Genomic DNA, 13,189 nt, shown 5'->3' with positions numbered 1-13,189 from the left:
GGCGTCGGCTGTGCGTCGCCTTCCGAACTCGTTTCCACCACACCTCCGTGGCACTCTACGACCTAAACCTTGGGGCTCTGCCCCAAACCCCGCACTCGCCGTGAGGCAGCGGCCGGGGATGATCAACCCCTCCCCAGCCCCTGCCTCAAGTGTACTTGGCTTACAGGATGTCAAGAGGCTTTCGCGGCATAAACGCAAGAGAAAAATACCTCTCTCGCATTTATTCCACGGTCCTCTTGACACCCTTCCAGCCATGACTTCATCTCCTCTCTTGAACGAACGAAAAACCACAAAACGAAGCATACAAGGGGAGCATATAGGTATCCACCCAACACTTTCATTCGCACCCGCGTGCGCCCGGAATTGGGCAAGTTCAGCCAAATTCTGTTATAAGGCTCCAGTCCACCTGACCCTCCGCAAGGCCCCATGACCCAACGCAAACTGACCCACCTGAAAGAGCTCGAAGCCGAGAGCATCCACATCATCCGCGAAGTGGCCGCGGAGTTTGAACGTCCGGTGATGTTGTATTCGATCGGCAAGGACTCGGCCGTCATGCTGCACCTGGCGATGAAGGCTTTCTATCCGGGCAAGCCGCCATTCCCGTTGATGCACGTGGACACCACCTGGAAATTCCGCGAAATGATCGCCTTTCGCGACCGGCACGTGCACAATCTCGGGCTGGAGCTGATCGTCTACATCAACGAAGACGGCGTTCGCCAGGGCATAGGTCCACTGACTCACGGCAGCAAGAAGCACACCGACATCATGAAGACCGAGGCACTCAAACAGGCCCTCGACAAGTACCGCTTCGACGCTGCTTTCGGTGGTGCGCGGCGTGACGAGGAGAAATCACGTGCCAAGGAGCGGGTGTATTCCTTTCGTGACCAACACCACCGTTGGGATCCGAAGAACCAGCGGCCCGAGTTGTGGAACCTCTACAACGGCCGGATCAACAAGGGCGAGAGCATCCGCGTCTTCCCCCTGTCGAACTGGACCGAGCTGGACATCTGGCAGTATATCTACCTCGAGAACATCCCGATCGTGCCGCTCTATTTCGCCAAGCCACGCCCCGTGGTCGAGCGCGACGGCACGCTGATCATGGTCGACGACGAGCGCTTCGAACTGCGTCCGGGCGAGGTCATCGAGACGAAAATGGTGCGCTTTCGGACACTTGGCTGCTACCCGTTGACCGGTGCAGTCGAATCCGCGGCGGCGACCCTGCCCGAGATCATCCAGGAAATGCTGCTGACCCGGACCTCCGAACGTCAGGGCCGGGTGATCGACCACGATCAGGCCGGATCGATGGAAGAGAAGAAGAAGGAAGGCTATTTCTGACCTCCGCTTGCACCGCTCCCCGCTCGCGCTGCGCAGGGGGTGGGCGACCAGCACCCGCAATCTCAAGGTAAACCATGTCCCACCAGTCCGAATTGATCAGTACCGACATCCAGGCCTATCTGGCCCAGCACGAGCGCAAGGAACTGCTGCGTTTTCTCACCTGCGGCAGCGTCGATGACGGCAAGAGCACGCTGATCGGTCGTCTGCTGCACGATTCCAAGCTGATCTACGAAGATCAACTGGCGGCCATGCAGAGAGACAGCCTCAGGTGCGGGACCACCGGCGACGAGGTCGACCTGGCGCTGCTGGTCGATGGCCTGCAGGCCGAGCGCGAGCAGGGGATCACCATCGATGTTGCCTATCGCTATTTTTCCACCGCCAGGCGCAAGTTCATCATTGCAGACACGCCTGGCCACGAGCAGTACACGCGCAACATGGCCACCGGCGCCTCGAACTGCGATCTGGCGATCATCCTCGTCGACGCCCGCTACGGCGTGCAGACGCAGACGCGGCGTCACAGCTTCATCGTCTCGCTGCTTGGGATCAGGCACGTCATCGTGGCCATCAACAAGATGGACCTGGTGGACTTCAGCAAGACGGTGTATGAGAGCATTCGCGATGAGTATCTCGAATTTGCCCGCGGTCTCGACGTCACCGAGATCCGCTTCATTCCGCTGTCGGCGCTGAAGGGCGACAACGTCGTCCGGCGCAGCGAACGGACCCCCTGGTTCGACGGTGTGCCGCTGATGGAACTGCTGGACACCATCGAGATCGCCGACGACGAGAACTTCGACGACCTCAGGTTCCCGGTGCAGTGGGTCAATCGGCCAAACCTGGATTTTCGTGGTTTCAGCGGTACGCTGGCCGCCGGCGTCCTGAGAAAGGGCGACCCCGTGCTCGCGCTGCCGTCGCGGAAGAGTAGCCGGGTCAAGGCCATCGTCACTTACGACGGCGAACTGGAAGAAGCGTTCCCGCCGCAGGCGATCACCGTCACGCTGGAAGACGAGATCGACGTCAGTCGTGGCGACATGCTGGTCCGGCCCGGGCAGGAGCCGACGCTCGATTCGCGTTTCGACGCGCACCTGGTCTGGATGGCCGAGGCACCGCTGCTGCCCGGCCGGCAGTACCTGATCAAGCAGGCGGCGCGCACGGTCACCGGCGCGGTGGCGAGAATCCACCACCGGATCGACATCAATACGCTCGCCTTGCGTGCGGCGGGACAGTTGGGTCTCAACGAAATCGGGCTGTGCGAAATGGCCTTGAGCGCGCCGATCGCCTTCGACCCTTACAGCCGAGTCAAAGGCTCGGGTTCGTTCATCCTCATTGACCGGCTGACCCACGGTACGGTCGCCGCGGGCATGATCCTCCGCCCGCTCGAGAGGCGCTCGGTCTGGCGACCGGTCACGCAGGAGGAGCGGGCACTGCGTTTCGGGCAGCAGGCAGTCACCCTGTGGCTCACGGGCGAGAACCGCCGGCAGGCGGCCCGGAACCTCGAACGCCGCCTGTTTGATCGCGGCTATGCGTGCGTGGCGCTGGACGAAGACTCGCTGGGTGGGCAAGCCGAACTGGTTGCCCGCCAACTGAACCACGCCGGGTTGGTGTGCATCTGCTCGGCAAGCGAGGATCTGCCACCCCGCGCCGACCCCGTGCATAGGATTCTCGATGCGCAGGCGCTGGATATCGAAGCGCTCCTGGCGCTCATGAGGGCATCTTCCGAAAGCGCAGGGATAGAACCAGGCTACGAAATCTGATCTGACTTCTCAGGCGGGGGGCCATCTCCGATGGACCGCGTTGAAGCACGAGCGGCACCCTTTCAGGGCGGAAATGGCGTGGCTGCCGCAGCGTACCTGAGCGTCAGGCCGGGCCTTGGTCGATGCGCTGCAGCGCGCCAGCAAGATCCCGTTTCAGGTCAAGTACATCCTCGATGCCGACCGACAGGCGCAGCAGCGAGTCGCCGATGCCCAGGTGGGCCCGCTGCTCCGGCGGGATGGTGGCGTGGGTCATGATCGCCGGATGCTCGATCAGACTCTCGACGCCACCCAGGCTCTCCGCCAGGGTGAACAGCTCGCAGCCCTGCAGGAAGCGCTTGGTGCCGGCCAGATCAGTCGCCAGCTCGACGGCAATCATGCCGCCGAAGCCACGCATCTGCCGCCGCGCCAGCGCATGCTGGGGGTGCGAGGCGAGACCGGGATAGCTGACCCGCCGGATTTCTGGCTGCCGCTCCAGCCAGGCGGCGAGTTCCTGCGCGTTCTCGCAGTGTCTTTGCATGCGCACGTTGAGGGTCTTCACGCCGCGTAGCGTCAGGTAGCTGTCGAACGGGCCGGCAATGGCACCGACGGCGTTGTGCAGGAACTGGAGTCGTTCGAGATGCCCGGCGTTGCGTTCGTCGCCGCTGACCACGGCAATGCCGCCGATCACGTCCGAGTGACCATTGAGATACTTGGTGCTCGAATGGACGACGATGTCGAAGCCGAGTTCCAGCGGCCGCTGTATCCACGGGCTGGCAAGCGTGTTGTCGGCCACCGCGAGCAGGCCGTGCTGGTGGGCGAGGGTGGCCAGTGCCTGCAGGTCCACCAGGCGCAGCAGCGGATTGGTCGGCGTTTCCACCAGCAGCATGCGACTTTCGGGACGGATCGCGGCGGACAGCGCTGCCGGATCGGAGAGATCGACGAAACTGCAGGAGAGCCCGGCGCTGCGCTTCCTTATCCCTTCCAGCAGGCGATAGGTACCGCCATAGAGATCGTCGCCGGCAATCACGTGCGCGCCGCTATCGAGCAGTTCGAGGACGGTGGCGATCGCCGCCAGCCCGGAAGCGAAGGCAAAAGCGGCGCCACCACTCTCGAGATCGGCCACGCAGCGTTCCAGGGCCCAGCGCGTCGGGTTGTGCGAGCGACCATAGTCCAGCCCCTTGTGCACCCCCGGACTTTCCTGCACGTAGGTCGAGTTGGCGTAGATCGGTGGCATGATCGCGCCGGTGGAGGGATCCGGGCTTTGCCCGGCGTGGATGACGCGGGTGCCGAAGCCGGGGCGGGATGCGTTCTTGTCGTGCTGCTCGTTCATTCAAACTTCTTTCGCAAGTGGTTGATCGGATTCGTCCACCAGACCGACGATGTGGCCGCCGTCGATCGCCGATCATTGTACACCTTCGACAGGTAGCGGGTTCCCGTGTCGCAAACCACCCCCTGGCCGGGAAAGAGAGGGCATGCTTGAACCCCTACAGGTTATGAAAAGCGGCGGGATCACCAGGCATACTTGAGCTGGCTGGCCGAGACGACACCGCGTGGGTTATAGGTGCGCCGTGCTAGCCGAGTGCTGTCCGGCAATCCTTTGACGAAACGGCAAATCTCGGGTTCGAAGGCTTCAGCATCGATAAGGAAACCGTCATGACCATGCGCTGACTCGATTTCGAGGAAATGCGAATTGGGCAGCAGAAAATGGAGACTGCGCTGGTCTTGGGGTACGTAAAGGGCGTCCGAGTTCACGGAGACCACCAGTACCGGCTGCTGGATTTGCCGAACCACGTTTTCATAGACGCCGCGGTTGCGGGCCAGATCGTGAGTGTCCATGGCATCGAGCAGTACCCGGTAGCTGTTGGCGTCGAAACGCTCGACCAGGGCCTGAGCATGGTGCCGTAGCCAGCCGCGGATGGCGAAGTCGTCGGGCGCACGCGCGCGTTCCCCGAAGATCTCCTTCCCGGCCGATCGCCCGAAACGTTCGTCCAGTGAACGCGGACTGCGGTAGCTGATCATCGCCACCGCCCGTGCTGCGGCCAGGCCTGCCAGCGGCGGATCGGCGGGATGATAGTGGCCGTCCTTGAACCTGGGATCGCTGGCCAAGGCCAGGCGCTGCGCCTCGCTCCAGACGACGCACCAGGCCGAATGACGACCAGCAGAGGCAATGGTGACCACCGCGCCGACGCGCTGCGGATCGAGCAGAGCCCACTCGAGCGCCTGTAAGCCGCCCATCGAACCGCCGATGACGAAACGGATGCGGCGAATTCCGAGTGCGTCGGCCAGCGCCATCTGGGCGCATACCTGGTCGCGGATGGTGATGCGGGGAAACCTGCCTCCCCAGGGCTGGCCATCGGCTGCCAGGGTCAGCGGCCCGGTGCTGCCATAGCACCCGCCCAACACGTTGCTGCAGACCACGAAATGACGATCCGGGTCGAGGCTGCGCCCGGGCCCGAACAGCGGCCCCCACCACTCGTCGGCATCGGCAGAACCAGTCAGTGCGTGACAGACGATCACCGCATTGTCTGCCTGGGGCGAGAGCTCGCCCCAGCTCCGATAAGCGATGCTGACACGCTGCAGGGTGTCGCCGGACTCGAGAACCAGCGGCCGATCGAGGGTCAGCCGCCTGGTTCGGGGCGACAGGCCGAACGCCGTCATGCGGCCGCTTCGAGGCCAGACCGGCGCAAGGCGTGCTCGAAGTCGGCCTTGATGTCCTCGATGTGTTCGATGCCAACTGACACCCGCACCAGGTCCGGGCGCACGCCCGCGCTCTGTTGCTCGGCTTCCGACAGTTGCTGGTGCGTGGTGGACGCCGGGTGGATGACCAGCGTCTTGGCATCGCCGACGTTGGCCAGGTGACTCGCCAGCTTGACGTTGTCGATGAACTTCCGGGCCGCATTGGCGCCGCCCCTGATGCCGAAATTGAGCACGGCACCAAAGCCGTTCTTCAGGTATTTCTTCGCCAGCTTGTGATATGGGTTGTATTCCAGGCCGTTGTACTCCACCCAGGCGACCTGTGGTTGCAACTCCAGCCAAAGGGCCAGCTCCAGCGCGTTGTCCACATGCCGCTGTACGCGCAGCGACAGGGTCTCCACGCCCTGGATCAACTGGAAGGCGTTGAATGGCGAAAGACTGGGGCCGAAGTCGCGCAGCCCCTCGACACGGGCGCGGATGGCGAAAGCGATGTTGCCAAAGGGACTGGCGCTGCCGAACACCTCCCAGAAATTGAGGCCGTGGTAGCCGGGAGCGGGATCGGTGAACAGCGGGAACTTGCCGTTGCCCCAATCGAACTTGCCGGAATCGACGACGATGCCGCCGATCGAGGTGCCATGCCCGCCGATCCACTTGGTGGCCGACGCGACGACGATGTCGGCACCGTGGTCGATGGGTCTCGCGATATAGCCGGCCGCACCGAAGGTGTTGTCGACAATCAACGGAATGCCTGCATCGTGAGCCACCTTGGCGAGGGCGTCGAAGTCGGGGATATTGAAGCGCGGGTTGCCAATGGTTTCGACGTAGATGGCCTTGGTCTTGTCGTCGATGGCGCTCCTGAAATCCTCCGCATCGTCGCCATCGACAAACTTGACGTGGATCCCCAGCCGCGGCAGAGCGACCTTGAACTGATTGTAAGTGCCGCCGTAGAGGTAGCTGGTGGAAACAATATTGTCACCGGCCTGCGCAATCGTCGTCAGCGCCAGGAACTGCGCCGCCTGCCCGGAACTGGTGGCAACTGCCGCCACCCCGCCTTCGAGTGCCGCGATGCGCTGTTCGAAGACGTCGGTGGTCGGGTTCATGATGCGCGTGTAGATATTGCCGAATTCCTTCAGCGCGAACAGGCGGGCGCCATGCTCTGCATCGTTGAAGGTGTAGGAGGTGGTCTGGTAGATCGGCACCGCCCGTGCATTGGTGCCCGGCGCAGGGGTCTGGCCGGCGTGCACCTGCAGCGTTTCGTAGTGGTAGTTCGGATTGGTTTCGCTCACTGTGAAGTTCCTTCCTATGGTTTCGAATGGCTAAGGCTGCCGGAAGCAGTGCTGCTGCCCGCGTTAGCCGATCGGCCATGCTGCAGAAAGTCCCGGGAAACCGCCCAAGCCCGGCAGACTACCGCCTCGCTCCCGGATCACGAACGAAGAAAGATGCACTTCCTTATTACCAGGCGCGCGTGGCCGTCATTTCCGGAACCGCCATAAGCATCGAAGAAAAACTGACTTCCACGCCCGGCAACGTCTTGCTAGCCTTTTCCCTCTTCATTTCAACCCCATCAAGGATTTCCGATGAAACGACAGTTCCTGAAAGCCATCCTCGGCCTCGCCGCCGGACTCGCCATTGCTGCCGTCTGGCAACCGGTCTTCGCCGAATACAACCCGAAACTGTTGCGCATCGGCTTCCAGAAGTCGGCCAGCCTGCTGACCCTGCTCAAGGCCCAGGGGGCGGTGGAAAAGCGCCTGGCGGCGCAAGGCCTGGAGGTGAAATGGGTCGAGTTTCCCGCCGGGCCACAATTGCTGGAGGGCCTCAACGTCGGTGCCATCGATTTCGGCTACGTCGGCGAGGCGCCGCCCGTCTTTGCGCAGGCGGCTGGCGCCAACTTCGTTTATGTCGGTTACGAGGAACCCGCCCCGACTGCCGAAGCGGTGCTCGTCCCCAAGGGCTCGGCGATCAAGACGGTGGCTGACCTCAAGGGCAGGAAGGTGGCACTCAACAAAGGATCCAATGTCCATTACCTGCTGGTCAAGCTACTGGAGAAAAACGGCCTGAAGTATGCCGACGTGCAACCGGTGTTCCTGCCGCCGGCCGATGCCCGGGCCGCTTTCGAGCGCGGTAGCGTCGATGCCTGGGTGATCTGGGACCCCTACACGGCCGCCGCCGAGAAGCAGATCGAGGCGCGCATTCTCGCCGACGGCAAGGGTGTGGTAAACAACTACGCCTTCTTCCTCGCCGAGCGCGAGTTCGCCAGCAAGCGGCCCGAGGTCATCAGCCTGCTCTTCGAAGAATTGCAGAAGCAGGGCCAGTGGATCATCAGGAACTACCCGGCGGCGGCCGCCCAGCTTGCCCCCTTGCAGGGCCTCGACCCCGCCGTGGTCGAGTTGAGCATCCGTCGTTACAGCAATGTCGTAAAGCCAATCACCGATCAGGTACTGGCCGAGCAACAGAAGCTTGCCGACACCTTCTTCGAACTCAAACTGATCCCCAAGGAGATCAAGGTCAGGGAGGCGGCTCTGCCAGGCAAGCGCTGACAACAGCAGCGACCCGATCAACCTGCCGTGACCGCCACTGACCCATGGCTGCACGAAGGGGCGGCCGCAGGGCTGCCCCTTCGTGTGCAGGTCAAACCGGAACGCCGAGGACCACGTGGCTGGCCTTGATCAGTGCCGTGGCGGGGACGCCTTCCTTCAGGCCGAGTTCCAGCGCCGCCTCGTTGGTAACCACGGCATGGACCGTCGACCCGCCCGGCAGGGCAATCGCCACTTCGCTGTTCACTGCACCTTTGCGCACGCGACTGACCTGGCCGGCCAACTGGTTGCGCGCCGAAAAGCGCACTTCCGGCTCGCCGGCCAGGAGGATGACCCACGGTGCCTTGACGTAGGCGATCGCTTCCTGGCCAACCGCGAGAGCGAGCGACCTGACGCTGTTTTCTGTGACAATCGCGACAATCCGGTCGCCGCCGGGAAGCGACAACTCGACTTCGGCGTTCACGGCGCCATTGACCAGAGCAGAGATTTTTCCTTTGAAAACATTGCGTGCGCTGACATTCATGGGTTTCTCCTGGGGGTTTTGGGGAGCTGGCCCGATTTTCGCTATATGCTCATCTAAGTAGCGCCTTGTGTCGGGTTGCGGCCACTCTAGACGAGACAAATGAATACACATCGCCTGCGCGGCAAACTCGAGGTCGATACCGAGTTTGGCGCCTTTCTCGGCGACACCCGCATCCGCCTGCTGGAAGCGATCGACAAGCACGGTTCGATCTCGCAGGCTGCCAAGGTCGTACCGCTTTCGTACAAGGCGGCGTGGGGCGCCATCGACGCCATGAACAACCTCGCTGATCAGGCGCTGGTCGTGCGCTCGACCGGCGGCAGGCACGGTGGCGGTACGCAGATCACCGACTACGGTCGCAAGGTCGTGGCGCTGTATCGTGCGCTCGAAGCGCAGTATCAGGCCGCGCTCGAGACCCTGACCACGAGCATGAACGACGGCCAGGCCAGCGATTTCGATCAGTTCCGCCAGTTGCTCCGGCGCATGTCGATGAAGACCAGCGCCCGCAACCAGTTCGCCGGCCCCATCGTCGGGCTGCGCGAGGGTCACGTCGACTTCGAGGTCCGCCTCAGCCTCGACGCCGAGAACGAAATCGTCGCCGTCATCACCCGCGACTCGGCGGCAGCTCTGGGGCTGGCCATCGGCATGGAGATCAGCGCGCTGGTCAAGTCGTCTTCGGTGCTGTTGTTGAACGACCCCCAGGTCAGGACTTCGGCGCGCAACCACCTGTGGGGTGAAATCACGCGCATCCACGACGGCCCGGTGAATTCCGAAATCACCTTGAACATCAAGAGCGGCAAGACGGTCTGCGCAGTCATCACGCACGACAGCGTCGAGCGCCTCGGTCTGGCCGTCGGTCAACAGGCCTGCGCCGTCTTCAAGGCTTCCGCAGTCATTCTTTGCAGGTACGTTTGAACCCTTATACACCCGACTTCCGGAGAACCCCGATGAAACGCCTTGTGCCCTTGCTTATCGCCCTGTTCACCACCGTCTGCGCCAGCGCCGACGAAGTCCAGATCGCTGTCGCCGCCAACTTCACCGCGCCGATGCAGCAAATTGCTGTCGAGTTTGCGAAGGACACCGGCCACAAGGCTTCGCCGGCTTTTGGCGCTACCGGCAAGTTCTATGCCCAGATCGCGAACGGCGCGCCCTTCGAAGTCCTGCTCTCGGCTGACGACGAGATGCCGGCTCGACTGGAGAAGGAGGGCCACGCCGTCGCCGGTACGCGCTTCACCTACGCCATCGGCAAGCTGGTCCTGTGGTCGGCGAATCCGGATCTGGTCGACGCCCGCGGCGAGGTGCTGAGAACCGACAAGTTCAAACATCTGGCACTGGCCAATCCGAAGACCGCACCCTACGGCGCGGCTGCCGTCGAAGCCATGACCAGGCTGGGTGTGCTGTCGGCACTGCAATCCCGCTTTGTTCAGGGGGAAAACATCAGTCAGGTCCACCAATTCATCATTACCGGTAATGCCGAACTCGGTTTCGTCGCCCTCTCGCAAGTCATCAAGGACGGCAAGATCGCCTCCGGTTCTGCCTGGAGCGTACCGGCCAATCTCTACGAGCCGATCCGCCAGGACGCCGTCCTGCTCGGCAAGGGTAAGGACAAACCAGCGGCCACGGCGCTGCTCGCCTATCTGAAGAGCGACAAGGCCAGGGCGATCATCAAGTCCTTCGGCTACGAACTGCGCTGACCATGGCCACCCTCATCCACACGGGTCAGCCATGAGCCCCTACCCACTCCCCGACACCTTCCTCGAAAGCCTCTTGCTGCAAAACGGTCATTGAGCATGGATAGCGCTGTCGCGGATCTTACCGCCGTCTGGCTGACGCTCAAGCTGGCGACGGTAGTGACGATTCTCCTGCTCTTCATCGGCACGCCGATCGCGTGGTGGCTGGCGCGGACATGCTCGGCGCTCAAGGGCATCGTCGGCGCCGTGGTCGCGCTGCCACTGGTGCTGCCGCCGACGGTTCTCGGCTTTTACCTGCTGGTCGCCATGGGGCCGCAAGGGCCGCTGGGACAGCTCACGCAGTCGCTGGGCCTCGGCCTGTTGCCCTTCAGCTTTCCCGGACTGGTTGTCGGCTCGGTGTTCTACTCGCTGCCTTTCGTGGTGCAGCCGATCCAGAACGCTTTCGAGGCCATCGGCGAGCGACCACTGGAGGTTGCAGCAACTTTGCGCGCCGGCCCCTGGGATGCGTTCTGGTCGGTCGCCGTACCGCTCGCACGCCCCGGCTTCATCACCGGGGCCATCCTCGGCTTTGCCCATACCGTTGGTGAGTTCGGCATCGTGCTGATGATCGGCGGCAACATCCCGGACAAGACCCGTGTCGTCTCGGTGCAAATTTACGACCATGTCGAGGCGATGGAGTATGCGCAGGCGCACTGGCTGGCCGGCGGCATGGTGCTCTTCAGCTTCCTGGTGCTGATGGCGCTGTACACCTTCAACCCGGCGCGAAGGCAGGGCGCATGAGCCGCGAGATCCGCGCTCGCTTTCGTATCGAACGTCGCGACTTCACGCTCGAGGTCGACCTGACGCTGCCGGGTCGCGGCATTACCGGCCTCTTCGGCCATTCCGGCTCTGGCAAGACCACCTGCCTGCGCGCCATGGCCGGACTCGAACGGGCCTCCGACGGTTGCTTTGCGATCGGCGACGAGGTTTGGCAGAACGAGACAAGAGGCCTTTTCGTGCCGCCGCACCAGCGTGCGCTGGGGGTGGTCTTTCAGGAAGCCAGCCTCTTCCCCCATCTTTCGGTGCGCGGCAACATCCAATTCGGCGAGCGGCGCACGCCGGCCGGCAAGCGCCACTTCGCCCCGCACGAGGTCGCCGAACTGCTCGGCATCGAACACTTGCTCGACCGCTCGCCCGGCCAGCTTTCCGGTGGCGAGCGCCAGCGCGTGGCGATCGCCCGCGCTCTGCTCGCCGCGCCGCAGATCCTGCTGCTCGACGAGCCGCTAGCGGCGCTCGATCTCAAGCGCAAGCTCGAAATCCTGCCCTATCTGGAACGGCTGCACCGCGAGCTGTCGCTGCCGATCATCTATGTCAGCCACTCGCCCGACGAAGTCGCGCGACTCGCCGACCATCTGGTGCTGCTCGAGCAGGGGCGGGTTGTTGCCAGCGGCCCGCTGCAGCAGGTGTTGAGCCGCATCGACCTGCCCGCCGCTTTCGCTGACGATGCCGGCGTAGTCATCGAGACCCGCCTTGCGGCGCAGGAAGCCGACGACTTGAGCCGGCTCGAGTTTTCCGGTGGACGGATTCTCGTCACGCGCCGTAACGAGCCCATCGGCACGCGGCTCCGCTGCCGGATCCATGCGCGTGATGTCAGCCTGGCCCTGGTGCCACAGGTGCAGAGCAGTATTCTCAACAGTGTCGAGGCGACGGTCGTCGATCTGGCGCCGACCGACACGCCGGGCCACGTTCTCGTCCGCCTCGAGGTCGCCGGCGAGCCGCTGCTCGCCCGGATTACGCGGCGTTCAGCTGACAAGCTGCAAATTCGTCCCGGGCTTGCGCTGCGGGCGCAGATCAAGGCCGTCGCACTCCTCGCCTGAAGCCGGGTGCGACACGGTGCCGGATGGCCTCGGGTCTGGGCCAAACGGTCATGACTTTGCAAGACACCCCCGATGATGAAAGTCATGACCGTTTCCCTCTCCCCCGACCCCCGCGAGAGGGGAGGGAAGATTCGAGAGTCGCTCGCGACTTTCATAGTAACTTACAGATTCACGGCAGCAGCGACAACCCCAATTCCTCAAGAAACCCGTTGTGCTTGTCTCTTGCCTGCGTGATTTCCTGCTCGATGCCCACCAATTGCTGGTGAACCACCTTCAAGTCTATTTTTTCCTCGGCTTGTGCCGTGCTGATGTAGCGCGAGATGTTGAGGTTGAAACCTTCTTTCTCGATTCGCTCCATTGGCACCCGCAGGGAATAGCGATTTTCCTCGGTGCGGTGCCTGTAGGTATCGACGATCTTCTTGATGTGCTCTGGTAGCAAACGGTTCTGGCGCTTGCCTTTTTCGGCTTCCCACTTAAAGCGGGACAGTCATGCTACCGATAGAGTCTGAGGATGAAGGGAGCTGAGGAGATGGGAACTGGTTGCCGCATCTCCTGTATCATCAGTTTTATGACAAAAAAAACTCTACGACTCAAGCCATACGGACAACCAGCCGCGTCATTTTTGCCGCACTTACAGACCAGGGAAAACGAAGCCTGCGTGCAGTGGGGGAATTAATTCATCGCCCGAAAAGCAGTGTTCATCGCCACCTGCAAGCGCAAGCCCGTAGGAACCGACATCCTGAATCGGGGTTTTGGGAAACCGAAGAGGGGGAGGCATGGCTGAGATTGCTGGTATTTGCTGTGCTGTACACGTTCGGGCTGCAACATC

11 protein-coding genes and 2 pseudogenes are annotated in these 13,189 nt (G+C 62.7%); 8 read left to right on the top strand and 5 right to left on the bottom strand.

Translation table 11 applies throughout. The features are described 5' to 3' along the window. The first annotated feature begins 426 nt into the window (after positions 1 to 426). Together cysD and cysN are read left to right on the top strand one after the other, a co-directional pair. On the top strand, positions 427 to 1,335 hold the full coding sequence (cysD, locus tag E4Q08_RS22120) for a sulfate adenylyltransferase subunit CysD (protein WP_169071977.1): 909 nt from the start codon (positions 427 to 429) through the stop codon (positions 1,333 to 1,335). Positions 1,336 to 1,409: 74 nt separating this feature from the next. After that, positions 1,410 to 3,086 (top strand): sulfate adenylyltransferase subunit CysN, encoded by a 1,677-nt coding sequence (gene cysN, locus E4Q08_RS22115; protein ID WP_169071976.1) that lies wholly within the window; start codon positions 1,410 to 1,412, stop codon positions 3,084 to 3,086. Positions 3,087 to 3,189: 103 nt separating this feature from the next. On the opposite strand, the gene E4Q08_RS22110 is transcribed toward cysN, so the two are convergent. The 3 genes from E4Q08_RS22110 to E4Q08_RS22100 all read right to left on the bottom strand — a co-directional run bounded on the left by E4Q08_RS22110 (position 3,190) and on the right by E4Q08_RS22100 (position 7,045). Further along, the gene (locus tag E4Q08_RS22110) at positions 3,190 to 4,395 is read right to left on the bottom strand and encodes a trans-sulfuration enzyme family protein (RefSeq protein ID WP_169071975.1); all 1,206 of its coding nucleotides are present in this window, start codon (positions 4,393 to 4,395) and stop codon (positions 3,190 to 3,192) included. A gap of 179 nt (positions 4,396 to 4,574) precedes the next feature. Continuing rightward, a complete protein-coding gene (gene metX, locus E4Q08_RS22105; protein ID WP_169071974.1) occupies positions 4,575 to 5,723 on the bottom strand; it encodes a homoserine O-acetyltransferase MetX in 1,149 nt (382 codons plus the stop codon). Continuing rightward, a complete protein-coding gene (locus tag E4Q08_RS22100) occupies positions 5,720 to 7,045 on the bottom strand; it encodes an O-acetylhomoserine aminocarboxypropyltransferase/cysteine synthase family protein (protein ID WP_169071973.1) in 1,326 nt (441 codons plus the stop codon). Before E4Q08_RS22100 ends, metX begins: the two co-directional genes overlap by 4 nt. 291 nt (positions 7,046 to 7,336) lie before the next feature. Between E4Q08_RS22100 and E4Q08_RS22095 the strand changes: the two genes are divergently transcribed. Beyond that, on the top strand, positions 7,337 to 8,296 hold the full coding sequence (locus tag E4Q08_RS22095; protein ID WP_169071972.1) for a sulfonate ABC transporter substrate-binding protein: 960 nt from the start codon (positions 7,337 to 7,339) through the stop codon (positions 8,294 to 8,296). 91 nt (positions 8,297 to 8,387) lie between these two features. On the opposite strand, the gene E4Q08_RS22090 is transcribed toward E4Q08_RS22095, so the two are convergent. Further along, positions 8,388 to 8,816: a TOBE domain-containing protein gene (locus E4Q08_RS22090; protein WP_169071971.1), complete on the bottom strand. Its 429-nt coding sequence runs from the start codon at positions 8,814 to 8,816 to the stop codon at positions 8,388 to 8,390. 99 nt (positions 8,817 to 8,915) lie between these two features. On the opposite strand from E4Q08_RS22090, the gene E4Q08_RS22085 reads away from it, so the two are divergent. From E4Q08_RS22085 to modC, 4 genes are all read left to right on the top strand, one after another. Beyond that, positions 8,916 to 9,728, top strand: a complete 813-nt coding sequence (locus tag E4Q08_RS22085) for a TOBE domain-containing protein (protein WP_169071970.1) — start codon at positions 8,916 to 8,918, stop codon at positions 9,726 to 9,728. A 32-nt stretch (positions 9,729 to 9,760) separates the two neighbouring features. Further along, a complete protein-coding gene (gene modA / locus E4Q08_RS22080) occupies positions 9,761 to 10,507 on the top strand; it encodes a molybdate ABC transporter substrate-binding protein (RefSeq protein ID WP_169071969.1) in 747 nt (248 codons plus the stop codon). A gap of 96 nt (positions 10,508 to 10,603) precedes the next feature. Then, complete coding sequence (gene modB / locus E4Q08_RS22075) at positions 10,604 to 11,284, top strand: molybdate ABC transporter permease subunit (protein WP_169071968.1); 681 nt, start codon at positions 10,604 to 10,606, stop codon at positions 11,282 to 11,284. Next, positions 11,281 to 12,360, top strand: a complete 1,080-nt coding sequence (gene modC / locus E4Q08_RS22070) for a molybdenum ABC transporter ATP-binding protein (RefSeq protein ID WP_169071967.1) — start codon at positions 11,281 to 11,283, stop codon at positions 12,358 to 12,360. Before modB ends, modC begins: the two co-directional genes overlap by 4 nt. Positions 12,361 to 12,529: 169 nt before the next feature. On the opposite strand, the pseudogene E4Q08_RS22065 reads toward modC, so the two are convergent. Beyond that, positions 12,530 to 12,823 (bottom strand): annotated as a pseudogene (locus E4Q08_RS22065) (N-6 DNA methylase); the annotation flags it as partial. Between the two features lie 77 nt (positions 12,824 to 12,900). Here E4Q08_RS22065 and E4Q08_RS24160 point away from each other — a divergent pair. Continuing rightward, positions 12,901 to 13,189 (top strand): annotated as a pseudogene (locus tag E4Q08_RS24160) (hypothetical protein); the annotation flags it as partial.

It is taken from the genome of Candidatus Accumulibacter contiguus (assembly GCF_012940005.1).
GTDB classification, from domain to species: Bacteria; Pseudomonadota; Gammaproteobacteria; order Burkholderiales; family Rhodocyclaceae; genus Accumulibacter; species Accumulibacter contiguus.
This window is presented reverse-complemented; position numbering and strand designations above follow the sequence as displayed.

Excerpts from the sequence above, each read along its gene's own strand:
- cysN (WP_169071976.1), top strand. The coding sequence starts at position 1,410 with ATGTCCCACCAGTCCGAATTGATCAGTACCGACATCCAGGCCTATCTG.
- cysD (WP_169071977.1), top strand. The coding sequence starts at position 427 with ATGACCCAACGCAAACTGACCCACCTGAAAGAGCTCGAAGCCGAGAGC.
- E4Q08_RS22095 (WP_169071972.1), top strand. The coding sequence starts at position 7,337 with ATGAAACGACAGTTCCTGAAAGCCATCCTCGGCCTCGCCGCCGGACTC.
- E4Q08_RS22090 (WP_169071971.1), bottom strand. The coding sequence starts at position 8,816 with ATGAATGTCAGCGCACGCAATGTTTTCAAAGGAAAAATCTCTGCTCTG.
- modC (WP_169071967.1), top strand. The coding sequence starts at position 11,281 with ATGAGCCGCGAGATCCGCGCTCGCTTTCGTATCGAACGTCGCGACTTC.
- metX (WP_169071974.1), bottom strand. The coding sequence starts at position 5,723 with ATGACGGCGTTCGGCCTGTCGCCCCGAACCAGGCGGCTGACCCTCGAT.
- E4Q08_RS22085 (WP_169071970.1), top strand. The coding sequence starts at position 8,916 with ATGAATACACATCGCCTGCGCGGCAAACTCGAGGTCGATACCGAGTTT.
- E4Q08_RS22110 (WP_169071975.1), bottom strand. The coding sequence starts at position 4,395 with ATGAACGAGCAGCACGACAAGAACGCATCCCGCCCCGGCTTCGGCACC.
- modA (WP_169071969.1), top strand. The coding sequence starts at position 9,761 with ATGAAACGCCTTGTGCCCTTGCTTATCGCCCTGTTCACCACCGTCTGC.
- modB (WP_169071968.1), top strand. The coding sequence starts at position 10,604 with ATGGATAGCGCTGTCGCGGATCTTACCGCCGTCTGGCTGACGCTCAAG.